Origin of the sequence: Leyella stercorea, from assembly GCF_021531355.1 — a bacterium.
In the GTDB taxonomy this organism is placed as follows: Bacteria; Bacteroidota; Bacteroidia; order Bacteroidales; family Bacteroidaceae; genus Prevotella.
Map to the genome: position 1 here is coordinate 118605 of NZ_JADYTS010000001.1, position 24022 is coordinate 142626.

Genomic DNA, 24022 nt, shown 5'->3' on the forward strand with positions numbered 1-24022 from the left:
AGCCGTATATAAGGATATGAATGCAAATAGAAATAACAGCATACTGACACTCTCACGTCTGTGGAAGGGCGTGATGGGTGTGCTTGGCATGGTGCTCTTTGCCTCGTGCTCGGAGACGGCGAGCGTGCCCGACGGCGACCAACTGTACACCGGACAGCGCAAGATAAAATACAAGAACTATGCTGCCAACGACCATTTCAACACCACTCAGGAGGAGGTGGAGGCGGCTCTTGCCACCGAACCGAACGGTGCCATACTGGGCAGTTCGTATTATCGCTCGCCATTCCCTTACCGCTTGTGGATATACAATGCCTTTTACAAAAGCGACGAGGGATTGGGCAAATGGGTGCGCAAGACATTCGGCAAGGCACCGGTGCTCATGAGCAACGTAAATCCGCGTCTGCGCTCGCAGGTGGCACGCGAACTGCTGCGTGCACGTGGCTATTTCGGATCGTATGTCAACTACGACATTCTCACAAATTCTAACCCGAAGAAAGCCAAGATTGGCTATACGGTCAATTTTGGCGACCTGACCACTATCGACACATTGACTTACGTGAACTTCCCCGTTGAGGCTCAGCATCTCATCGATTCTACATCGGCAGAATCGTTGGTGCACAAGGGCGACCCGTTCGACGTGTCGACGCTCGAAGCCGAGCGTACACGTGTGTCGACACTGTTGCGCAACAACGGCTACTTCTACTATCAGCCGGGCTATGCCACATATCTGGCTGACACCCTTGCTGCTGTGAATAAGGCGCAGGTGAAGTTGCAGTATGCCGACAGTCTGCCCTCGCAGATAGGCAAGAAGTGGTATATCGGGCATATCAATCTTGAGATGCGACGCAATGCTATGCAGCAACTCACCGATACTGTGACGCGCCGTGACTACACAATAGTATATACGGGCAAGCGCACGCCTATACGTGCAGGCGTGATAGCGCGCGACCTGAAGATGCGTCCTGGCAAACTCTATAGTTATAACACCTATCAGCAGTCAATCAATACACTCACCTCAAAGGGACTTTTCTCGCGTGTAGACCTTGGATTTGCTCCGCGCGACACTTCGGCAACCTGCGATACGCTCGACCTTACGCTCAACTGCGTATTCGACAAGCCATACGACTTCTATGTTGAGGCAAATGTTGTGGGCAAGACTACGGGACGTGTGGGTCCGGGACTGGTAATGGGTGTTGTAAGGCGCAACGCCTTCCGTGGAGGCGAAAAACTGTCGGTCAATCTGAAAGGCTCGTATGAGTGGCAGACCGGACACCGTGCCGACGGTACAAGTTCCAAGTTCAACTCGTATGAGTATGGTGCCGACGTGTCGCTTGAGATGCCCCGACTGATGTTTGTAGACCGTTTGATGGAGCGTGTGCGTGCCAAACGCTGGCTGAGCGGACAAAAGTTGAAGCCCAACAACACAGTATCGAACACGCTTATCAAGGCTTCGAGCGACGTGATCAACCGTTCGGGCTACTTCAAGCGCCACATCGTGTCGGGCGAATTGACATATACCATCCAGCCCGCGCCCAATAGGGTGCACCAGTTCTCGCCCCTCATACTGCAATACGAATACATGCAGAAGCAGACCGATGCTTTCAAAGAGATAGTAAATCAGAGTCCGTATCTGCTCATTTCGATGGCCGACCAGTTTGTGCCTAAGATGCGCTATACGTTCACTTATCAGTCGCGCTCTACCTTCCGCAACCCGATATATTGGCAGGTGTCGGTGAGCGAGGCGTCCAATCTGTTGTCACTTGGCTATCTGGCGTGCGGCGAGAAGTGGAACGAGAAGGGTAAGACTATGTTCAAGAATCCGTACGCACAGTTCCTAAAGGTAGAAACCGACTATCGCAAGACGTGGCAGGTGTCTGACCACAGCCAATTGGTGGGTCATGTCAATGCCGGCGTGATATGGTCGTATGGCAATGCAAGTGCTGCGCCATACAGTGAGCAGTTTTATGTGGGGGGTGCCAACAGCATACGTGCCTTCAATGTGCGCAGCATTGGTCCGGGCCGCTATTACACCAATCAGTCGCGACTGTCGTATATGGACCAGACGGGCGACATAAAGTTTCAGGCCAACGTGGAGTATCGTCCGCGTCTGTTCGGCAATTTGTATGGAGCGCTCTTCGTAGATGCCGGCAACGTATGGGCATTGCGCGACGACGGCTATCGTGAAGGGTCGAAGTTGCAAATGAAAAATCTGCTAAAGGACATGGCGCTGGGCACCGGTGTAGGCATTCGCTACGACTTGGAGTTCTTCGTTCTGCGTCTCGACTGGGGTATCGGTATCCATGTGCCCTATAAGAGCGGATTCTACAACATGAACAGCTTTAAGGATTCGCAGAGCCTGCACTTCGCAATCGGCTATCCGTTCTGATGCCGATGGCAGAGGCAAGGGTGAAGTCGACAAATAAAAATAAACAATATTGTATAGCAAAAGAACAACATTGTCTTACTATAATTTAGTGTAAGACAATGTTGTTCTTTCTTGTTTTATTATCCATTAATAAAAAACTCGTCTGGAGTCATAACAGGTACATTAGCTTCTACAAAATCCTTTTTATTTCTAGTCAAAACAACATCGACTTTTGAACTTATTGCCGAATAATACTGCATAGCGTCTTCCAGATCGTCAAAGCCTGAAACCAAAGCCATGTCTACAGTTTGCCTGTCAACTGTTGTTGTTACAGTAAGACTTCTAAGTTTTTCGAATAGTAGAACACGTTCTTCTTTTTTCATCTTACGACACAGATAAGCCAAAGTTGCATAACTTAATGAACTGACATATAATGTTATTTTTTTGTGAAAACCTAACGTAAATAACTTCAGGGAATTCTGGCAAAATGGTTCTCGTTTTAAGAACAAATCTGCAACGATATTAGTGTCAAGAAAGACCTTTTTCATTGTATCTATCCTCTAAATGTTTATGGTATGCTTTTCTTCCATTTATATCGTCAGCGTCAATAGAGTCAGAAGGAACCACCCCCAACATACTCATAACCATATCAGGAATTTCAATTTCTTCATGTTCCATCTTCTTCTCTTTTTTTAGCAAACGTTTCAAGTATGCCTCAACAAGTTTTGTCAAGTCTGTTCCTTTTCTGCTTGCATATCTTTGTGCATCTTCAAAAAGGTATTTATCCAATGTTAGTGCTTTTGTTTCCATATTATGTCCTATTATGATGTTGTATATTGCAAATTTAATTATTAAATTCGAAACGAACAAGCAAAAACTATCTATTTTCCAGACTTCGTCATCGTGTCACCTCCCAAAACTCCAATCTGCCATTGCATTCAATATGCTTCTAGTATGCAGCAATGCAATTGAAGCCCTCAGCAGCCACACGGTCGCGGATTGTGTTAAGTTCTTCGTGCGTAGCCTTGCGCAGCGTTGGGCATGGAGTTTCGCGGTCGATGGTGTATATCATCACTTCTGAGGGGCGTATTTGTCGCACGACAGCGAGCCATGGCTCAACGAAGCGGTCGCTGGTGTTCGATACATCGTGTCCGAGGTCGTCCGTTCCGTTCATGAAAATGGTCTGGATGATGACGTGACCATTGAACGACTGCATCTCCTTGATTATCTGCTCCACGTCGTAGGCAGGTGAAACGGGGCGGTCTACATTATTTATATATATAGGGTCAACGGTGTCGAGCTTCATTATGTTGTTGTCGACAAGCATCAATGCGCGGTGTACATCGGGGCGGAGGGCAAGCGTAGAGTTGGTCAGCACCGAAACCTTGGCGTTGGGATAGAACTCATTGCGCAGCCGTATGGTGTCCTCAACGATGCCTAGGAAGTCGGGATGGCCAGTAGGTTCGCCGTTGCCCGAGAATGTAATGACGTCGAGAGCCGATTCGTCTGCCTTCATCTCCTTTAGTTTAGCTTCAAGAGCCGATGCTATGTGTTGGCGTGTTGGACGTGGCGATTTGGTGTGACGGTTGCTATTATAGCCCACTTCGCAATATATACAGTCGAACGTACATATTTTTCCGTCGCTCGGATTGACGTTCACGCCGAGCGATATTCCCAGTCGGCGACTGTGTATAGGGCCGACAATAGGCGAAGGATAGAGAATTGTTGACATTGTTGTCTGTATTAATGTTTATTTTATGGGGTGCCAGTATCTTTTATGATTATACAAAGATACTGTTTCTATTTTGAAATCAGAACAGCAATACAATCATATCCATAACAGCGTGTTAATTGTGGTTAATTGCTCGCTGTTCCGATTTTTTTTTTGTTATTTTGCAAGAAATTTGGTATAATATACCCTTTAGAAAATGGCAAAAAGAAGGAAAAAGACCGGCAGTCGTCATGGATTGCAGGCGGTAACGCTGTGCATTAGCACGGCTATGGTGCTTATATTGTTGGGCTTGGTTGTGTTCTCGGTGCTTACAGCGCGCAACCTCTCGACATACGTAAAACAGAATATTGTGGTGACATTGATGCTTCAGGACGATATGACGTCGGGTGAGGCCCGACAGTTCTGTGCCAAGCTGAAGCACCGCCCCTACATCTGCCGACTCGACTATATCAGTAAAGAGCAGGCACTGCGCGAGGGCATCAAGACGCTCGGCGCCGACCCACGTGAGTTTGCCGACACCAACCCGTTCCTTTCGTCGGTAGAGATTACGCTCAATGCCGACTATGCCAATACCGACTCGCTTCAGTTTATCTCGCGCGAGCTTAAAGCCTATCCGAAGGTGAGCGAGGTGAAATATCAGAAAGACTTGATTGACAGCGTCAACGCCAACATCGCCAAGATAAGTATTGTGTTGCTTACGATAGCGTTGTTGCTCACCATCGTGTCATTCTCGCTCATCAACAATACCATACGTCTTAGTGTATATGCCCGTCGCTTCTCTATACATACGATGAAGCTTGTGGGTGCATCGTGGGGATTCATACGTGCACCGTTCGTGCGTCGCTATATGCTGCTTGGACTGCTTGCAGCCATCATTGCCTGCATAGCTCTCGGAGGAGCCATATACGTATTATATATGTATGAGCCAGACATTCTTGAGGTGCTGACATGGCAGGTATTGGCTATAACAGCCGGTACGGTGGTGTTCTTCGGACTGTTCATCACAGCTCTCTGTTCGACCATTTCGGTCAACAAGTTCCTGAAGATGAAGGCAGGTGACCTATACAAGATTTAATATTCAACATTAATAATAAAGTAAAGTGGACAAGAGAAATTATGCTTTCGACAAGATCAATTTCATTCTCATAGCAGTGGGAATGGTGATTGTGATTCTTGGTTTCATCCTTATGAGTGGTGGCGGTAGCGACGAGTCGGTGTTCGATGCCGACATCTTCAGCGTGCGCCGCATCAAGGTGGCTCCAGTGGTTTGCTTCATCGGCTTCATATCAATTGTGTATGCAATAATCAGAAAGCCGAAAAACTAAAACATTTAACACTTAACATTAAAACGAAATAAAGTGGATTGGTTACAAGCATTGGTCCTGGGCATTGTTCAGGGCCTTACCGAATATTTGCCAGTAAGTAGCAGCGGCCATCTTGCCATCGGTTCATACCTCTTTGGCATTGAAGGCGAGGAGAACTTGGCATTCACCGTATTGGTGCACGTGGCTACAGTGATGAGTACATTCGTTGTACTGTGGAAAGAGATTGACTGGATATTGAAGGGACTCTTCAAGTTCAAGATGAACGATGAGACCAAGTATTTCCTCAACATCGTAGTGTCGATGATACCAATAGGCATCGTTGGCGTATTCTTCAAGGATAAGGTGGAGGAGATATTCGGTTCGGGACTGCTCATTGTGGGCTGCTGTCTGTTGCTTACTGCAGCTCTGCTCACCTTCTCTTATTATGCAAAACCGCGTCAACGCGAGCATATTTCGCTCAAGGACGCCTTCATCATCGGATTGGCACAGGCTTGCGCTGTACTGCCTGGACTGTCGCGCTCAGGTTCTACCATCGCAACAGGTCTGTTGCTCGGCAACAAGAAGGAGAAACTGGCACAGTTCTCGTTCCTTATGGTTGTCCCGCCGATACTCGGTGAGGCACTGCTCGACGTGCTTAAGGCAGCCAAAGGCGAGGAAGCGTTCGGTGACATCAGCGTTTTGCCGCTCGTTGTAGGCTTTATCGCCGCTTTCGTTAGCGGCTGTCTGGCTTGCAAGTGGATGATAAATATCGTGAAGAAGGGCAAACTCATATACTTCGGCATCTACTGCGCCATTGCAGGAGCCGTGACAATCGTATGCTCGCTCTTTTAAATAGACAGACTGCTTATTAATTGATAGACAACATACAGGGAATGAATTTCACCAAAGGCGAAGTCATCGCCATCAACAAACCCCTTGACATGACGAGCTTCAGCGCTCTTGCCTTTGTGCGCAAGCGTCTGTGTATGCGTCTTGGAGTGAAGAAATTGAAGGTGGGTCATGCCGGAACGCTCGACCCGCTTGCTACTGGTGTGCTTGTGCTCTGCACGGGCAAGTTCACCAAACGCATCGAGGAGTTTCAGCAGCATGGCAAGGAATATACAGCCACATTGCAGCTTGGTGCCACCACGCCCAGCTACGACATGGAGCATCCTGTCAACGAGACTTATCCCACTGACGGCATCACTCGCGAGCGTATCGAGCAGGTGCTTGAGCGCTTTAAGGGCGACATTGAGCAGGTTCCGCCTACGTTCAGCGCATGCAAGGTGAGCGGACAGCGTGCCTACGACCTTCGACGTAAGGGTAAGGACGTAGAGCTTCAGCCCAAGCATATACACATTGACGACATAGAACTGACCTCGTTCGACCCCGAACGTATGCAGATGTCGATACGCGTGGCATGCGGCAAGGGTACATATATACGTGCTTTGGCACGCGACATTGGTCGTGCTCTCGATTCGGGAGCCTATCTGACTGAGCTGTGCCGCACACGATCGGGCGAGTATCGTGTAGAGGACTGTCTCGAACTGAAGCAGTTTGAGGAGTGGCTCGCCAATCAGACAATAGAAACAACAGAAGATGAATAAATAAAAACGGACTATGAAGTTATCACAGTTTAAATTCAAATTACCCGAGGACCAGATTGCACTCTATCCTCACAGCTTGTACCGTGAGTTTGAGAACGACAATGGCGAGAAGGAGACATTCCGCATTACACGCCGCGACGAGTGCCGTCTGATGGTTCTGCACAAGAAATCTCAAACTATTGACATGTATAAGAAGGATGCCGACGGCAAGCCCATCGAGGGCGAATACCTCGACTTCCGCAATGTGCTCGACTACTTTGACGAGCATGATACTTTCATCTTCAACGACACTAAGGTGTTTCCTGCGCGCCTTTATGGCACAAAGGAGAAGACTGACGCTAAGATTGAGGTGTTCTTGCTGCGCGAACTCAATGAGGAGATGCGCCTCTGGGACGTGCTCGTTGAGCCGGCACGTAAGATTCGTATTGGCAACAAGCTGTTCTTCGACGAGTCGGGTACAATGGTGGCTGAGGTCATCGACAACACTACAAGCCGCGGCCGTACGTTGCGCTTCCTTTACGACTGTCCGCACGATGAGTTCAAACGCGAGTTGTTCGCACTTGGCGAGGCTCCACTGCCACGCTACATCATCGACCGTCGCGAGAACCATCATGCTACAGAGGACGACTTCGACGACTTTCAGTGTATCTTCGCCAAGAACGAGGGTGCCGTTACAGCTCCTGCTACAGGCTTGCACTTCTCGCGCGAGCTGATGAAGCGTATGGAAATCAAGGGGCTTAACTTTGCGTATATCACTCTGCACTGCGGTCTGGGCAACTTCCACGACATCGAAGTTGAGGACCTTACCAAGCACAAGATGGACTCTGAGCAGATGCACATCGGTGCTGAGGCTTGCGCTATCGTCAACAAGACAAAGCAGGAGGGCCGCCATGTGTGTGCTGTAGGTACAAGTGTTGTTAAGGCTACTGAGACAGCTGTTGGCACCGATGGAATGTTGAAGGAGTATGAGGGATGGACCAATAAGTTCATCTTCCCGCCGTACGACTTCGGACTTGCCGACTCGATGATATCCAACTTCTATCATCCATACTCAACACTGCTCATGGAGACAGCCGCTTTCGGTGGCTACGACCTCGTGATGGAGGCTTACAACCTCGCCGTTAAGCACGGATTCATGTTCGGAAGCTATGGCGACGCGTTGCTCATCCTCAACGACTAATGATAGGCTATGCATGTAGTATACCTTTCGCTCGGTTCAAATCTCGGCGACCGTCATGCCACTATGCGTCGTGCCATTGGCATGCTCAATGCCGAGGCAGGCACTGTCGACCGACAGTCGTCGCCGCTTGAAACCGAACCGTGGGGATTTGAATCGGCCAATAAGTTTCTCAACATGTGTGTGCGTTTGCTCACAACGCTTACGCCAGAGCAACTCCTGTTGAAGACACAGGACATAGAGAAGCGGCTTGGTCGCACTGTGAAATCGGTAGACGGACAGTATCACGACCGTCCGATAGACATCGACATGCTGATGTACGACGATGTCAACATTTCGACTCCAGCCCTCACACTGCCACATCCCCACATGCATGAGCGCGACTTTGTGATGATACCGCTGCGTGAAATACTCTAAAAAATAGTTAATTCCAGCGTGTTTCATGCTCGTATCTTGCTGATTACGAATAAAAAGTCGTACCTTTGCACCCGCATTTCGCAAAATTCAATAATATTTTAAATTTACAAAAGTTCTATGTATTTAGATCAGGCAAAAAAACAAGAGATCTTTGGACAGTACGGAAAGTCTAACACTGATACTGGTTCAGCTGAGAGCCAGATAGCATTGTTCTCATACCGTATTTCCCATTTGACGGAACATCTTAAGAAGAACCGTAAAGATTATACTACCGCACGTTCACTGACACAGCTGGTAGGAAAGCGCCGCGCATTGCTCAACTATCTGTACGACCGCGACATCAATCGCTACCGTACAATCATCAAGGCCCTCGGTCTTCGTAAGTAATTCGCGCACAGAAAGCTTAAGGCAAACAGAAAGTCCCGAAAACGATTCAAGTTTTCGGGACTTTTTGCATATATGTGAACAAAACTTCGTAACTTTGCAAAAAGTTTTTTTTAAGGTACTATATAAATGCAAGACATTAGAAACATTGCGATTATTGCCCACGTTGACCACGGCAAGACTACTCTTGTCGACAAGATGATGTTGGCGGGCAAGCTGTTCCGCGACGGCCAGGATAACAGTGGCCAGGTATTGGATGCCAATGACCTGGAGCGTGAACGAGGAATAACCATCCTTTCCAAGAACGTTTCAATCAACTGGAAAGGAACAAAAATCAATATTATAGACACCCCGGGACACTCCGACTTTGGCGGCGAGGTAGAGCGTGTGCTCAACATGGCAGACGGTTGTATTCTGCTGGTTGACGCTTTCGAGGGTCCGATGCCCCAGACTCGTTTCGTTCTTCAGAAGGCTCTGGAGATTGGACTGAAGCCTATCGTTGTTGTTAACAAGGTTGACAAGCCCAACTGTCGTCCTGAAGAGGTTTACGAGATGGTGTTCGACCTTATGTTCTCGCTCAATGCCACTGAGGACCAGCTCGACTTCCCGGTTGTATACGGTTCGGCAAAGAACGGATGGATGGCTGAGGACTACAATGCTCCTACTGACAACATCGACTATCTGCTCGACAAGATTGTTGAGGTGATACCGGCTCCTAAGGTGCTTGAGGGTACTCCGCAGCTTCTTATCACATCGCTCGACTACTCAAGCTATACCGGTCGTATCGCTGTGGGACGTGTTCATCGTGGCACTCTGACTGAGGGCATGAACATAACCATATCGCATCGTGACGGCAAAATGGAGAAGACCAAGATAAAGGAGATTCACGTGTTTGAGGGAATGGGCCAGAAGAAGGTTGAAGAGGTTCACTCTGGTGACATCTGCGCTATTGTAGGTCTGGAGAACTTCGAGATTGGCGATACCATTTGCGACTTTGAGAATCCTGAGCCACTGCCTCCTATCGCTATCGATGAGCCTACAATGAGTATGCTCTTCACCATCAACGACTCACCGTTCTTCGGCAAGGAGGGTAAGTTTGTGACTTCACGTCACGTCAACGACCGCCTTCAGAAGGAGCTTGAGAAGAACCTTGCGCTGCGTGTACGTCCTTTCGAGGATTCTACCGATAAGTGGATTGTCAGCGGACGTGGTGTGCTTCACCTCTCGGTTCTCATCGAGACAATGCGTCGTGAGGGCTATGAGCTTCAGGTAGGTCAGCCGCAGGTAATCTACAAGGAGATTGACGGACAGAAGTGTGAGCCTATCGAGGAGTTGACAATCAATGTACCTGAGGAGTTCTCAAGCAAGATGATTGATATGGTGACACGTCGTAAGGGCGAGATGACATCAATGCAGACACTCGGCGAGCGTGTTGACATCGAGTTCGACATTCCTTCGCGTGGTATCATCGGTCTGCGTACCAATGTGCTTACAGCAAGCCAGGGCGAGGCCATCATGGCTCACCGCTTCAAGGAGTATCAGCCGTTTAAGGGCGAGATTGTACGCCGTATGAACGGTTCGATGATTGCAATGGAGACTGGTACAGCTTACGCTTACTCTATCGACAAGCTCCAGGATCGTGGCAAGTTCTTCATCGATCCGGGTGAAGAGGTTTATGGCGGTCAGGTAGTAGGCGAGCACGTTCATGACAACGACCTCGTAATCAATGTAACCAAGGCCAAGCAGCTCACCAACGTGCGTGCCAGCGGCTCTGACGAGAAGGCCCGCGTGATACCGAAGGTTGTAATGAGTCTTGAGGAGTGTCTTGAGTACATCAAGAGTGACGAGCTTGTTGAGGTTACTCCGAAGAGCATCCGCATGCGCAAGATCACACTCGACCACCTTGCACGTAAGCGCTCTAACAAGGACTAATGTCTTGCAGAAGTACAGCATGTCACATATGTGCTGACTTTTAAAAAGTATATAAGATACTAAATATCGGAAAGGTGTTTCTTGGCATTGACGTCGGGGAACACCTTTTATAATATTATAATGTATAAGGAAATAAGAACTATGAAGAAAACAGTATTGTCACTTCTCGTTATGTTGTGCTGTGTTGCTGCGTCGGCACAGCCAGCTGCGGGTAAGTTCTCTGTCATTCCACGTGTGGGAGTGAGCCTGGCAAATCTCTCGGGCGATGGTGTTTATTATGGTAGCGCCAATGCTACGGAATCGTGGGGCTCATCGCGCAACAAGCCGGGATTCACGGTAGGTGTCGACCTCGACTATCAGTTTACCAATTCATTATCTGTGATGTTGGGTGCTCATTATGCCCAGCAAGGTTGCAATTACGGCAATGTCAACGAAAAGACATCGCAGTCGGGCAATGTGAATAAGTATGTCGGACTTAACGATTTGTCTACACAGCTGCACGTAATCAATGTTCCGTTGCTGTTCAATTACTATGTTGCTCCGGGATTTGCTGTGAAGACAGGTGTGCAGTTGGGCTTCCCCATGTCGGGAAAGCTGAAGTATATCGAGACAAACTTCACAGAGAATGAAAACGACGGGTTTGTAGCCGACACGCCAGTGAAGCACGACATCGACCTTAACTCGACTATTAAGAAGGTTGACTTTTCTATTCCCGTCGGAATCTCGTTTGAGTATATGAATGTAATAATTGATGCCCGTTATAACATCGGACTTACAAATGTTCAGAAGGATTTCCTCGATTTGAAGCCCGTTAAGAACCGTGTGTTTATGTTTAGCGCAGCTTATCGTTTCCAGTTGTAGGAAACATAAAACGATAAAAGATAATAAAAAAACAGCATTGACTACTTAACAAAGAAGTAATCAATGCTGTTTTTTTTGTGCTATTACTTGCAGTTGGGGCACCAAGGCTTCAGCTGCTGGAAGAAGTCATTACCCTTGTCATCAACGAGGATGAATGCGGGGAAGTCTTCAACAGTAATCTTCCAGATCGCCTCCATGCCGAGTTCGGGATACTCTACGCACTCGATGCTCTTGATAGAGCTCTGCGACAGAACGGCAGCTACGCCACCGATTGTGCCGAGATAGAATCCGCCGTGCTTCTTGCAAGCGTCGGTCACTACCTGCGAACGGTTGCCCTTGGCAATCATCACGAGCGATGCACCGTGATCCTGGAACTCGTCTACGTACGGGTCCATACGGTTGGCAGTGGTCGGACCCATTGAACCGCAAGGATAACCCTCTGGAGTCTTAGCCGGACCAGCGTAAAGGATAGGATGGTTCTTGAAGTATTCAGGCATCTCCTCGCCTGCATCCAGACGAGCCTTAAGCTTAGCGTGAGCGATGTCGCGAGCCACGATGATAGTACCCTTGAGGTTAACACGTGTGCTGACAGGATATTTAGAGAGCTCAGCGCAAACTGCCTCAATACCGTTGTCGAGGTTGATCTCGATGCCCTTAGTGCCCTCGCCCGGACGACGAAGCTCTTCAGGAATAAGCTCAGAAGGATTAGAGTCCATCACTTCAAGGAAGATACCGTCCTTTGTAATCTTACCCTTGATGTTGCGGTCGGCTGAGCAGCTTACGCCCATACCGATCGGGCAGCTTGCACCGTGACGTGGCAGACGGATTACGCGGATGTCGTGTGCCAGATACTTGCCGCCGAACTGAGCACCCAGACCAATCTTGTGAGCCTCCTTCAGAAGTTTTTCTTCAAGGTCGATGTCGCGGAATGCACGACCAGTCTCGTCGCCTGTTGTAGGCAGAGCGTCGTAGTATTTGATTGAAGCGAGCTTCACGGTGAGCAGGTTCTTCTCAGCCGATGTGCCACCAATAACGAATGCGATGTGGTAAGGAGGACAAGCCGCTGTGCCGAGGCTCTTCATCTTCTCAACGAGGAAAGGCAGCAATGTGCCCTCGTTCTGGATAGTAGCCTTAGTCATCGGATAGAAGTATGTCTTGTTGGCAGAGCCACCGCCCTTAGCAACCATTACAAAACGATACTCATCGCCCTCTACAGCCTCGATGTCAATCTGTGCCGGGAGGTTGCAGCGTGTGTTCACCTCGTCGTACATGTTGAGCGGAGCGTTCTGCGAGTAGCGCAGGTTGTCCTGTGTGAAAGTGTTGTAAACACCGCGTGAGAGAGCCTCTTCGTCCTCGAAGTCGGTCCAAACGCGCTGTCCCTTCTCGCCGTGGATGATGGCAGTACCGGTGTCCTGGCAGAAAGGCAGGATGCCCTTGCAGGCTGTCTCGGCGTTGCGCAGGAACTGCAGAGCAACGTACTTGTCGTTCTCTGAAGCCTCTGGGTCAGACAGAATCTTAGCCACCTGCAGGTTGTGCTCACGGCGCAGCATGAACTCTACGTCGTGGAAAGCCTGCTGTGCGAGCAATGTCAGAGCCTCCTTCGAAACTTTCAGGATTGTCTTGCCTTCAAACTCACCGGTGCTCACGCCTTCCTTGCTGAGCAAGCGGTATTCAGTAGTATCCTCGCCCAACTGGAACATAGGAGCATACTTGAAATCTGGTGTTGATGCCATAATGTTATTTAGTTAATTGATGATTTGAAAATTTCTTTGCCACAAAGTTACAACGAATTGAATACAATGCAAAATAATTGCCGCCTTTATTTTCCCCTATTTTATTGTAAAATGTCAAACGCAAGCTTTATAATATTTGTGCAACTTTCCATTGTTGATGAATTATGATGAAAATAGTGTCGTTTTATTATCCAAACCCTCCGTAGTTCTACTAATTAGTAAGTATTATCTATGATTGAGTGAAAAAAGTTTATTCTTTAATGCGCTTTATTGTCTAATTTGCGTATCTTTGCGCTCGAAAAAAACAATATAAAGAAAACCCAAAACCAATAAAAAGAAATACAAAAGAAATGAAGAAGATCAGAGCAGCCGTAGTAGGATACGGCAACATCGGACATTATGCTGTCCAGGCCCTTGAGGCCGCCGACGATTTCGAGATAGCAGGTATCGTGCGTCGCAATGGTGCCGACAACAAGCCGGCAGAGCTTTCACAGTATGAAGTAGTTAAGGATATTCGTGAGCTTAAGGACGTAGACGTAGCCATTCTCGCTACTCCTACACGTTCGTGCGAGGAATATGCCAAGCAGATTCTGCCTCTCGGCATCAACACCGTCGACAGCTTCGACATCCACACTTCAATCCTCGACTACCGTGCAGCACTCACTCCTATATGCAAGGAGCACAAGGCTGTGAGCATCATTGCAGCCGGATGGGATCCGGGTTCTGACTCTATCGTGCGCACACTCATGCAGAGTCTTGCACCGAAGGGACTCAGCTATACCAACTTCGGACCGGGTATGTCGATGGGTCACAGCGTATGCGTGCGCTCAAAGGAGGGCGTGAAGAACGCTCTTTCGATGACTATACCTAAGGGTGAGGGCTTGCACCGCCGTATGGTTTACGTAGAACTTGAGGACGGAGCAAACCTTGAGGACGTCACAGCAGCCATCAAGGCCGACCCGTACTTCGCCAACGACGAGACTCACGTATTTGAAGTGCCTTCGGTAGACGCAGTGCGCGACATGGGTCACGGCGTTCATCTTACTCGCAAGGGTGTGAGCGGCAAGACACAGAATCAGCGTATGGAGTTCACCATGAGCATCAACAACCCTGCTCTCACTGGTCAGGTGCTTGTCAATGTGGCTCGTGCCTCAATGCGCCAGCAGCCGGGATGCTACACAATGATTGAGGTTCCGGTAATTGATATGCTTGAAGGCGAGCGCGAGGAACTCATCGCTCACTTGGTATAAAAACGAAAGTTATAAAAAAGGAGTTCAAAATAAAATCTTGAGTGAAGAGGGGACTCTTCGTACACTATACATCAATTTCCTGTATCGTGTACGGAGAAGTCCCCTCGCTTGTTTTATAGGTGTTTCACCTTTATTTCTTAATGTATTTCTTGCCGTTCTTGATGACGATGCCTTTAGCGTCTTCGCTGATTCTCTGACCGCTGATGTTATATGTGGAACCGTTAGCAGATGTCTGGCCGTTATTGACCGTAATATGGTTGACGGCAGTAGCGACGGCTCCCGACGCGACGTTCATCTCGTATATACGAAGGAACGGACCATCTTTGGCTGTGGTCTGGCGCACTACAATTTTGAAGTATCTGATGTCGGCAGCCTTGTCGAGAATCACACGGAACGAAGACTTCGCGGGAGCATTGTCGTCGCTGCACAGCAGTGTCCAGTCGGAGTTGTCGGTAGAGCCGTAGATGTCGTAAGCCTTGATGTGGCGGTTGGCATTGTCGCCCATCTTTATTTCAAAACCACCTACATTCTTCATCTCCTGCATGTCCACTACTATATAGTGTGGCAACTGAGCTGTACTTCCATACCACTGCGGATGCCAGTAGGTGTCGTCGTCGCTGTCTACTGTCTGCTGCGCTCTTCCGTTAGTGCCTTCGCCTGCAGTCTCTTCCGATGAGTATTCTATAGCTTCCCATCCCGTCTTGTCCATCAGGTTGTCGACGAACAGCTGTTCCTTCTCAATGCGTGCCTTTTCGTTGGCTATGGCAGTAAGCACACGGTCGTTGAGTGGAGTGATGTTGATAGTGTCTACGGGAGTGTAGTCGGTGGCTAATGCAACTGTTGTCTTGGTCTTGTTTGTTGATGTGTATCCTCCCGTCTGCATGAAGAAGGTGCGGTCGGCAGGGTTGTCGGTAGTGCCCTGTCCGTAGTCGGTGCGTGCTCCGGTGTTGTCGCCTCCGTCGGTATGACCAAACCCAACGCTGTTGCGGTTGTACCACTTTCCGTTGCTGCGTGCTCGCATATATCCGTTACGATAGTAGGCTATGCGGTTGGCTTGGCCTGTCGAGGCGTTGTAGTTTTCGAGGAATGAGTACCATGCATCGAAGTATGTAGTCGAGTTTCGCTTGCGCACGGTAGCCATATACTGCCATCCCTTGCCGTCGAGCGCATTGAACCATGCTGACACGAGCATGTTGTGCTGTGTGTGCACGGTGGGTTTGCCGTTCACTTCGGTAGTGTATGATGTTGTTTCGGGGCGACAGTTGGTTATGAACTGTACGTATTTTCCGGGTGTCCAGTACGGACCTTTGCGGTAAGTCTGCACACCGGTGCCTTCATTTCCGAATCGGTTGGTAGTGGTCAGAGGGTCCCAATCTACAGCACCTGCACGCATATATTCGGGCAGGTTGGGGTCTTCGTCGGTAGAGCCGTCGTCCCACATCGAGAAGAGCACGTCGTGTCGTGGCGAGCCGTCGGCTGTATATCCATTCATCTGTATGCCCATATATCCGTTGAGCACGCCCAGCGCCATAGCATAAGTGCCAATGATGTCCGACTCCTGGGGTAGCATTATCTCCATGAAGCACCAGTCGTAGGCGTCGCCTTTGGGTGCGTTAGGGTCGGTAGAACCCCATGAGTAGAGGTGAACTGACGGCGAAGAGAGATAATTGGCAACGTAAGGCTTCTCCGTAGCTGTCGTCTTGAACGTGAAACTGCGTATAAGGTTGATGTTCTGGTTGCCCGACAGGCATTCCAGCCGATAGCGGTAGTAGACCGAACGCTTGAACGTTACGTCGCCTACAGTTACATCTACGTTGCTGTCGGTTCCGTTGGCGGTAAATGTCTTGCTGAAAAGCTGCACGTCAGGTGCATCGGGGTCGACGATGGTGAGTTGGAACTTGGCGCTGTAACCTTTCTTTACGTTCAGCTTGATGGTATTGGTGACGGTTGCGGCAGGCTGATGAAAGTAATAGACTGCGCAAGCGTTGGCATTGGTCCAAGCCGACAGGCTGTTGTAGTTTGTGGCAATGCCGTTGTTGTCACGTCCCTCTCCGGGAATATATATGCCCGAAGCTCCTGGCTTTCCGTCAAGCGTTTCCACATAGCCTTGGGCTGCCGAGAGTTCGGTTTCGTAAACCGTTGCGTTTGCATTTATTGTATATAGCGCTATCAATGCGCAATATGCGGTTTTCTTAAAGTCAATCATATAACAACAATAATTTTTTATAACCTCACGCAAAGGTACGGTTTTATGCTAAGAAACGGGTAAAGCCAAACGTTAAAAACTCAACGTTAGGTTTTTGTATGTACAGCTTGTTTTCTTCTGTTTTATCCAGTATTTTGCGTTGTACTGGATAAAAAAGCCTTTTTATTTTCTGAACATTCCCACTCTGTGGCTTACGCCCTTGCTGTTGAGTGTACGCAGAATGTACACTCCGCGGGGCAGCGAGCTGACGCTCACGGTGCGTGTGCGACGATAGGGCAGGGTGGTTATGGCTGCCTGCTGCATCGTCTCTACAATCAGAAAGTCGGCATCTGCCAGCGCAGTGTAATGCGGCAGCGTGACGTTTGTGCCGTCGCAGGGCAGCATGGTGTTGCGTGTGGCGGTGCTGTGGCTGCATGCGTCGGTAGCCATATAGTCATGGCAGGGCTGCTGCAGTGCTGCGCTCTCGTTGCCATAGCGGTCGGTGGCGCATACGGCATAATATATGTTGTCGTTGTCGGGAATGGTGAGCTGGCGGCTTTGACGTCGTGCTACGATGATGTTGCGTGCATCGTTTGTGTCGACAGGATATCGGGTCGAGGCATAAACGTTGAACAGCATCATCGTAGTGTCAGCCACGTTGTGGCGCCATGACATCAGTGCTGTGCCGTTGCCGTTGGATGTGATGCTTAGGTTTTGGGGAGCGTCGGGGCGTGTTTTGCTCTGCCATGTCATAGGCGGAATGAGCGATGCATACTGCGAGTATTCGTTGCGGGCGTATTGGTATATGCCCTTGGTGTCGTCAGTGAAGAATTTAGAGCGGAAATAGGCGTGTCCCAATCCCTCGGCACGCAGAAACTCCAGTTCGCGCGTTATGTCGCTCAACGCCCAGTTGCGCTCGCGTGGCGACATGAAGTATATGCCCAGTCCCGGCACAACGATGCGTCCGTGGCTTCGCTCTTTCCAGTCGAGGGCGAAGGGGAAGAAGTCGTTGTCGCGAAAGTACATCATCGGGAACAGCTCGTCCATCAGTCCGTCGCGCAACCAAAGTTCGGCATCCTGGCAAACCTTGGTGTTGGCGTTCCATCCACGGCTCCAGTAGCGCTGCGTGTCGTCATACTTGCCTATGGGCGAGCAGCTCATCTTCACCCACGGCTTTATGCTTTTTACACGACGGGATATAGTGCGTACGATGCGTGTTATGTTGTCGCGGCCCTTGTCGCGTGCCAAAGTCTTCAGCTTGGGCAGTTCTTCGGGATAGCGTATGTAGTCGAGGTGGATGCCGTCTACGTCGTAGGCGCGTGTCACTTCGGCACAGATGCTTGCCAGATAGTCGGCAGTCTGCTGGGTCTCTGGATTCATGTAGCCGTCGGCCTTGATGCGTATGATGTTGCGCGGCATCTTCTTGCGCAGCAGTTTGCATCCCATTGCGTCCCATTTGCCTACAGGCATGGTGACAATCCATGCATGTAGCTCCATGCCACGTCGGTGGCATTCGTTGATGGCAAATTGCAGAGCGTCGTAGCCCGGACTCTTGCCTGGGTGTCCCGACAGACATCCGTCCCACGGTTCGTAAGCCGAAGGATATATCACAGTGCCGCGTACACGGGTCTGCAGCAGTACGGTGTTGATGCCGGCAGCCTGCAGTTGGTCCAGAATTTGGCGTAATTCGTTCTGCTGTTTTTCTATCGAGCGTGCCGACTGGGCGTAGGTGTGGGGCCAGTCGATGCCGCCAATGGTGGTGAGCCATACGGCGCGCACCTCATGTTTGGGTGGTCGTGCAGTGCAGGCTACGGTCTGAGCCATGCTGTTAGGGGTACATGCTATCAGTGCCAGAATGGCAATGATGAGTGAAAATATGTAAGGGTGGTTTTTTCTCATTTTGTGTTCGCTTTTTTGCAATTGAACCACAAAGGTAGCTATATTTTTCTGTTTCGAACGGCATATTGTCTTGTTTATGAAATATATTATGTAAATTTGCAACTATTCAAATCAAAAACAATCAGATTATGAGAAAGAAATTAATGGCAATGGTTGTAGCTCTGTTTGCAGCCGTTACAGCAAATGCTCAGTTTGAGGAGGGCAAGGTATATGTAGGTGGCTCGCTTACTGGCTTTAACATGAAATATACAGGATCGGAGAAGTTCTCAATCGGCACACAGGCTCAGGCAGGTTATTTCGTTGCCGACGACCTTATGCTTCTCGGACAGTTCAACTACGAGCACTCTGGCAAAAAGGAAATTGCAGATAAGTTTTCGGTTGGCGTCGGTGGTCGCTATTACATCGAGCAGAACGGCATATATCTTGGCGTAAACTGCAAGTATGTGCATGCAGGCAAGAAGTTCAACGACTTTATGCCGGGTGTAGAGGTTGGCTATGCCTACTTCCTCAACAATTCGGTTACGGTAGAGCCTGCTATCTACTACGATCAGTCGTTCAAGAACCACAAGGATTTCTCGACCATCGGTCTGAAGATAGGTGTTGGCATTTATCTGTTCAATCAATAATCCACGCTCTTAGGTCAGACTATATCTATATTTCATACTGATGGATAATGCATATCCCTCCAAACTGCTTGAGAAAGCGGTGGGAGAATTTTCTAAATTACCGGGCATAGGTCGCAAGACAGCCTTGCGGCTTGTGCTCAATATGCTGCGCCGCTCGGAAGAAGAAGTAGAGGAGTTTGCCGGTGCTGTGTCGCGACTGCGCAAGGACGTCAAGTACTGCCGCGTGTGCCACAACATCAGCGACACCGACGTGTGCCCGATATGCTCCGACACCCATCGCGACGCGTCGACGATATGCGTCGTCGAGAACATACGCGATGTCATGGCGGTGGAGAATACTCAGCAGTATGGCGGACTGTATCATGTCCTGGGCGGAATCATTTCGCCCATGGACGGCATCGGTCCGTCCGACATTGAGATTGATTCGCTCGTGAAGCGTGTGGCTGACGGTGGCGTGCGCGAGGTGATACTTGCCCTCAGCTCCACCATGGAGGGCGACACCACCAACTTCTACATATCGCGCAAGCTGGCTCCATACGATGTTGAGCTGAGCGTCATAGCGCGTGGCATTTCTGTAGGCGACGAACTGGAGTATACCGACGAGGTTACTTTGGGACGCGCCATTATTAACCGTACTAAAATGACTGGTAAATGATAAGACATACTCGCAACGTTCTTATGCTTGTGTTGGGCATTGCGGTGGCTGTATCGCTTATAGCTGTGCTGCTGTGCGAGACCGACACGTTGCCCGTAGGCGTGCTGTCGGGTCGTGGAGGTAGCGATGAGTTTGTCCTCACTATGCTTATGGAGTTGCTCACGCTGTGCGCCATTCCGCTGGCACTGCGCCTGTTCCGCTTCAAGGCCATAGCCGCCCGCCTCACCTCGGCTGCCGAATTGCTGCGCTGGGGTATGGTTCGAATGCTTATGCTGTGTCTGCCAATGGTGGCAAACACATTTTTATATTATATATACATGAATGTGGCCTTCGGCTATATGGCCATAATCTTGTTGCTGAGCCTGTATTTCGTGCTGCCTACCATGGCACGCTGCGAGGTAGAGATAAATGACGGCACCAGTACTGCCGACGACACGCAGGCCGATGCAGAAACTGAAAAACAGTAGAAAATGGTGAAACTGTCGGTAGTAATAGTTAGCTATAAGGTACGCGCCTATGTAGAGCAATGCCTAATGTCGCTCTTACGCTCGCTGCGTGATATAGACGCTGAGGTGTTTGTCGTGGACAACAATTCGCACGACGGCACCGTCCAGCTCATACGTTCTCGTTTTCCGCATGTCAAGGTTATGGACAGCAGCCATAACCTCGGCTTTGCGCGTGCCAACAATGCAGCCATCCGACAGAGCACAGGTGAGTACGTGCTCTTGCTCAATCCCGACACCATAGTGGCGGAGGACACCATAAGCACCGTACTCGATTTTATGGATGCCCATCCCCAAGCGGGCAGTGCAGGTGTGGCAATGCAGTGTGTAGACGGATCGCTCGCTCCCGAGTCGCGTCGCGGCCGCCCAACGCCAATGACGGCTTTCTACAAGATGTGCGGCCTGTGCGCCATGTTCCCACGTAGCCGTTTCGGCCGTTACTATATGGGCGGAATGTCGTGGAGCGAGGCAGGACGCATTGACGTGGTGAGCGGAGCCTTCTGTATGATGAGGCGTTCGGCGCTGGATAGGGTAGGACTGCTCGACGAAGACTTCTTCATGTATGGCGAGGACATCGACCTCTCGTGTCGCATAGCCGATGCCGGCTACGAGAATTGGTACATCCCGGCACACATACTGCACTACAAAGGCGAGAGTTCACACCAGTCGTCGTTCCGCTATGTCCACGTGTTCTACAATGCCATGCTCATCTTCTTCCGCAAGCATTACGGCAGTGTGAGCCATCTTGTGGCGCTGCCCATCAAGGCAGCCATAGTGTTGAAAGCCACAATAGCCCTTGTCTCTATGCAGATGCGTGCCGTGAAGCGTGCTCTCGGCTTTGTCGACTCGCAGCACATGCGCCGTGCCGCCTATGTATTTATATGCACTAAGGACAGCGAAGCCAAGTGTCGTGACATCGCCTTGCGCAACGCCCTTGAGGCTACGTTCGTAGTAGGCGATGCACATAAGCTGCCACAAGGCCATGCCTGCATGCCATTGCCCGACGCCCATAAGGTGTACGTGGTATACGATATCGACGCATTCGCATTCGGACAGGTGCTGCGCCTGTTCCGTGAGAATCAGCATAAGGGAGTGTCAATGGGCACATTCAGCAGCAAGACAGGCAATATAATCACTTATGAGGAGGTCTTGTCATGAGCGAAATGAATCTTACCAAGGTGCGGTTGAGGGCTATGGAGCCTGAAGACCTCGACTTTCTGTACAATATCGAGAACGACCGCGAGCTGTGGAACGTGGGCAACACAAACGTGCCCTACTCGCGCTATGTGCTGCACGACTATATAGCCAACGCCACAAACGACATATACAGCGACGGCCAGGTGCGCATGATAGTTGAGAATGCCGAAGGGTGTACGGTGGGAATGGCCGACCTCTTCGACTTCAATGCCAGCCACAGACGCGCCGAACTGAGCATCGTCATTATGCGAGGCTTTCGCCGTTGTGGGTATGCTGAGGCTGCCGTGCGCCATATGCTGAGCTATGCGCAGCGCATTCTGCACCTCAATCAGGTGTATGCCGTCATCTCCGTAGACAACAAGCCATCGATTGCTTTGTTTGAGAAATGTGGCTTTATAAAGTCGGCAAACCTGCAAAAATGGCTCTTCGATGGCGAAAAATACATAGATGCAGTAATTATGAGTAATTTTTTTGAAAAAATATGACAAAAAGCTTTGTCAATTCAAATAATATTCATACCTTTGCACTCGCTTAAAAAACGGCAGAACAAGGTTTTTTATTAAGCCTTAATCATACTGGTGCGTTAGTTCAGTTGGTTAGAATACATGCCTGTCACGCATGGGGTCACGAGTTCGAGTCTCGTACGCACCGCTGATTAGATGAGGAGCTTTTAATTAAGCCCCTCATTTTTTGTATATATACATTTATTTTGTCTAATTATTTGACAATCGCAACCTTGTTTCGATGTTTTTTTGTAGCTTTGTTATCATGATAAAGAAACAAGGAACGATACTTATTGTTGACGACAACCGCAACATACTCACTACGGTGAGGATGCTGCTTGACCCCATATTCCATAATATCATCACCATAGCCAATCCAAACTCTATCCCTGCCAAACTGAGAGAGGAACATCCTGACGTGGTATTGCTCGATATGAACTTTTCGAGTGGCATCAATTCGGGGAACGAGGGACTCTTTTGGCTTAGAGAAATCAAGAGTATTAGTCCGAAGACCGAGGTTGTGCTTTTCACTGCTTATGCTGATATCCAACTCGCCGTAACGGGCATAAAGGAAGGAGCAGCCGACTTCATCGTGAAGCCTTTCGACAACGAGAAGATGATCGGTACATTGTTGGAGGCAAGGGATAAGAACAAGACAGCGGACAAAGCTATGGGCAAGCATAGTGGAAAAGCCGCACAAAGCGTGATGTATTGGGGAGATAGCGAAGCGATGACCAATTTGCGACACGTGGTGGAGAAGGTTGCAGCCACCGATGCCAACATCCTTATCACGGGCGAAAACGGAACAGGCAAAGAGGTATTGGCTAACGAGATTCATCGGCTGTCGGCTCGTAGCTGTAAGAAGATGCTGCCGGTGGACATGGGAGCCATTTCGGAAACCCTTTTCGAAAGCGAACTCTTCGGTCATGTTAAGGGAGCATTTACGGATGCCAAGGTGGACAAACCGGGCAAGTTTGAACTTGCCGATGGCAGTACAATATTTCTTGATGAGATAGGCAACCTCTCGTATAGCCTTCAGGCAAAACTCCTCACTGCCCTGCAACGCAGAAGCATAGTAAGAGTGGGTGGGTCGACACAGATTCCTATAAATGTCCGACTGGTATGTGCCACCAACCGCAATCTACAGCAGATGGTGAACGACGGCGAATTCAGAGAGGATTTGCTTTACCGCATCAACACCATACACCTTGAACTGCCAGCCCTCAGACAGCGAAAGGCTGACATCGTGCCGCTCGCCAACCGTTTCCTTCGTCAATATGGCGACATGTATAACAAGACAAACTTACGCTTTTCGGATGAGGCAGAGAAGAAACTCATCAGTCTGCCTTGGTATGGCAATATCCGAGAGCTTCAGCACGCCATTGAGAAAGCCGTGATATTGTCGGATGGTGGAATGATTTCGGCTGAGGATATCGACGGCGGCAACCAGACGAGAAGGGAGAAACCATTGGAAGAGGTGCAGACACTCGACGAGATGGAAAGTCGCATGATAGAGAAAACCATCAAGGAATGCGAGGGCAATCTGTCGGTGGTGGCAGCAAGACTGGGCATTTCCCGTCAAACGCTTTATAATAAGATCAAGCGATACGGAATTTAAGTGAAGAGTGAAGAGTGAAAAGTGAAGAGTGAAAAGTGAAGAGTGAAAAGTGAAGAATCCTATAGTTTTTTAGG

General features: G+C 49.5%; 23 protein-coding genes and 1 tRNA gene. 18 read left to right on the forward strand and 6 right to left on the reverse strand.

What is annotated here, in order from left to right:
* The first annotated feature begins 16 nt into the window (after positions 1–16).
* Positions 17–2386 (forward strand): translocation and assembly module lipoprotein TamL, encoded by a 2370-nt coding sequence (gene tamL, locus I6E38_RS00445; protein ID WP_235392125.1) that lies wholly within the window; start codon positions 17–19, stop codon positions 2384–2386.
* A gap of 119 nt (positions 2387–2505) precedes the next feature.
* Here tamL and I6E38_RS00450 read toward each other — a convergent pair whose 3' ends face one another.
* The 3 genes from I6E38_RS00450 to I6E38_RS00460 form a co-directional block, all read right to left on the reverse strand.
* On the reverse strand, positions 2506–2913 hold the full coding sequence (locus I6E38_RS00450; protein WP_235392126.1) for a type II toxin-antitoxin system VapC family toxin: 408 nt from the start codon (positions 2911–2913) through the stop codon (positions 2506–2508).
* Entirely contained in the window at positions 2894–3175 is a 282-nt protein-coding gene (locus I6E38_RS00455) for a DUF6364 family protein (protein WP_235392127.1), read from the reverse strand. The genes I6E38_RS00450 and I6E38_RS00455 overlap by 20 nt, the downstream gene beginning before the upstream one ends.
* Positions 3176–3314: 139 nt before the next feature.
* Positions 3315–4097, reverse strand: coding sequence for a radical SAM protein (locus I6E38_RS00460; RefSeq protein ID WP_235392128.1), 783 nt, complete (start codon positions 4095–4097; stop codon positions 3315–3317).
* Positions 4098–4293: 196 nt separating this feature from the next.
* On the opposite strand from I6E38_RS00460, the gene I6E38_RS00465 reads away from it, so the two are divergent.
* The 9 genes from I6E38_RS00465 to I6E38_RS00505 all read left to right on the forward strand — a co-directional run bounded on the left by I6E38_RS00465 (position 4294) and on the right by I6E38_RS00505 (position 11779).
* Positions 4294–5172: a cell division protein FtsX gene (locus I6E38_RS00465; protein WP_235392129.1), complete on the forward strand. Its 879-nt coding sequence runs from the start codon at positions 4294–4296 to the stop codon at positions 5170–5172.
* A 25-nt stretch (positions 5173–5197) separates the two neighbouring features.
* The gene (locus I6E38_RS00470; protein ID WP_235392130.1) at positions 5198–5422 is read left to right on the forward strand and encodes a DUF3098 domain-containing protein; all 225 of its coding nucleotides are present in this window, start codon (positions 5198–5200) and stop codon (positions 5420–5422) included.
* A gap of 33 nt (positions 5423–5455) precedes the next feature.
* Positions 5456–6253, forward strand: a complete 798-nt coding sequence (locus tag I6E38_RS00475) for an undecaprenyl-diphosphate phosphatase (protein ID WP_235392131.1) — start codon at positions 5456–5458, stop codon at positions 6251–6253.
* 41 nt (positions 6254–6294) lie between these two features.
* Positions 6295–7008 carry a tRNA pseudouridine(55) synthase TruB gene (gene truB, locus I6E38_RS00480; protein WP_235392132.1) on the forward strand — a complete coding sequence of 238 codons (714 nt, stop codon included), beginning with the start codon at positions 6295–6297 and terminating at the stop codon, positions 7006–7008.
* A 13-nt stretch (positions 7009–7021) separates the two neighbouring features.
* Entirely contained in the window at positions 7022–8188 is a 1167-nt protein-coding gene (gene queA, locus I6E38_RS00485) for a tRNA preQ1(34) S-adenosylmethionine ribosyltransferase-isomerase QueA (RefSeq protein ID WP_235392133.1), read from the forward strand.
* A gap of 9 nt (positions 8189–8197) precedes the next feature.
* Positions 8198–8602: a 2-amino-4-hydroxy-6-hydroxymethyldihydropteridine diphosphokinase gene (gene folK / locus I6E38_RS00490; RefSeq protein WP_235392134.1), complete on the forward strand. Its 405-nt coding sequence runs from the start codon at positions 8198–8200 to the stop codon at positions 8600–8602.
* A 117-nt stretch (positions 8603–8719) separates the two neighbouring features.
* On the forward strand, positions 8720–8989 hold the full coding sequence (gene rpsO / locus I6E38_RS00495) for a 30S ribosomal protein S15 (RefSeq protein ID WP_235392135.1): 270 nt from the start codon (positions 8720–8722) through the stop codon (positions 8987–8989).
* A gap of 126 nt (positions 8990–9115) precedes the next feature.
* A complete protein-coding gene (gene typA / locus I6E38_RS00500; protein WP_235392136.1) occupies positions 9116–10918 on the forward strand; it encodes a translational GTPase TypA in 1803 nt (600 codons plus the stop codon).
* Between the two features lie 141 nt (positions 10919–11059).
* Positions 11060–11779 (forward strand): porin family protein, encoded by a 720-nt coding sequence (locus I6E38_RS00505; RefSeq protein ID WP_235392137.1) that lies wholly within the window; start codon positions 11060–11062, stop codon positions 11777–11779.
* A gap of 83 nt (positions 11780–11862) precedes the next feature.
* Here I6E38_RS00505 and I6E38_RS00510 read toward each other — a convergent pair whose 3' ends face one another.
* A complete protein-coding gene (locus I6E38_RS00510; protein WP_235392138.1) occupies positions 11863–13512 on the reverse strand; it encodes a fumarate hydratase in 1650 nt (549 codons plus the stop codon).
* 350 nt (positions 13513–13862) lie between these two features.
* On the opposite strand from I6E38_RS00510, the gene I6E38_RS00515 reads away from it, so the two are divergent.
* On the forward strand, positions 13863–14762 hold the full coding sequence (locus tag I6E38_RS00515; protein ID WP_235392139.1) for a diaminopimelate dehydrogenase: 900 nt from the start codon (positions 13863–13865) through the stop codon (positions 14760–14762).
* 130 nt (positions 14763–14892) lie between these two features.
* Here the strand turns inward: I6E38_RS00515 and I6E38_RS00520 are convergent, their stop codons facing one another.
* Together I6E38_RS00520 and I6E38_RS00525 are read right to left on the reverse strand one after the other, a co-directional pair.
* The gene (locus tag I6E38_RS00520; RefSeq protein ID WP_235392140.1) at positions 14893–16968 is read right to left on the reverse strand and encodes a DUF3472 domain-containing protein; all 2076 of its coding nucleotides are present in this window, start codon (positions 16966–16968) and stop codon (positions 14893–14895) included.
* A gap of 162 nt (positions 16969–17130) precedes the next feature.
* Positions 17131–18846: a glycoside hydrolase family 10-like protein gene (locus I6E38_RS00525; RefSeq protein WP_235392141.1), complete on the reverse strand. Its 1716-nt coding sequence runs from the start codon at positions 18844–18846 to the stop codon at positions 17131–17133.
* A 128-nt stretch (positions 18847–18974) separates the two neighbouring features.
* Between I6E38_RS00525 and I6E38_RS00530 the strand changes: the two genes are divergently transcribed.
* The 7 genes from I6E38_RS00530 to I6E38_RS00560 all read left to right on the forward strand — a co-directional run bounded on the left by I6E38_RS00530 (position 18975) and on the right by I6E38_RS00560 (position 23948).
* Complete coding sequence (locus I6E38_RS00530; protein ID WP_235392142.1) at positions 18975–19472, forward strand: outer membrane beta-barrel protein; 498 nt, start codon at positions 18975–18977, stop codon at positions 19470–19472.
* A 40-nt stretch (positions 19473–19512) separates the two neighbouring features.
* Positions 19513–20127 carry a recombination mediator RecR gene (recR, locus tag I6E38_RS00535; RefSeq protein WP_235392143.1) on the forward strand — a complete coding sequence of 205 codons (615 nt, stop codon included), beginning with the start codon at positions 19513–19515 and terminating at the stop codon, positions 20125–20127.
* Positions 20124–20594 carry a hypothetical protein gene (locus I6E38_RS00540; protein WP_235392144.1) on the forward strand — a complete coding sequence of 157 codons (471 nt, stop codon included), beginning with the start codon at positions 20124–20126 and terminating at the stop codon, positions 20592–20594. Before recR ends, I6E38_RS00540 begins: the two co-directional genes overlap by 4 nt.
* A 3-nt stretch (positions 20595–20597) precedes the next feature.
* Positions 20598–21788: a glycosyltransferase family 2 protein gene (locus I6E38_RS00545; protein ID WP_235392145.1), complete on the forward strand. Its 1191-nt coding sequence runs from the start codon at positions 20598–20600 to the stop codon at positions 21786–21788.
* Positions 21785–22312, forward strand: coding sequence for a GNAT family N-acetyltransferase (locus tag I6E38_RS00550; RefSeq protein ID WP_407936630.1), 528 nt, complete (start codon positions 21785–21787; stop codon positions 22310–22312). Before I6E38_RS00545 ends, I6E38_RS00550 begins: the two co-directional genes overlap by 4 nt.
* A gap of 92 nt (positions 22313–22404) precedes the next feature.
* A tRNA-Asp gene (locus I6E38_RS00555) sits at positions 22405–22478 on the forward strand.
* 117 nt (positions 22479–22595) lie between these two features.
* On the forward strand, positions 22596–23948 hold the full coding sequence (locus I6E38_RS00560) for a sigma-54-dependent transcriptional regulator (RefSeq protein ID WP_235392146.1): 1353 nt from the start codon (positions 22596–22598) through the stop codon (positions 23946–23948).
* Positions 23949–24022: the final 74 nt, after the last annotated feature.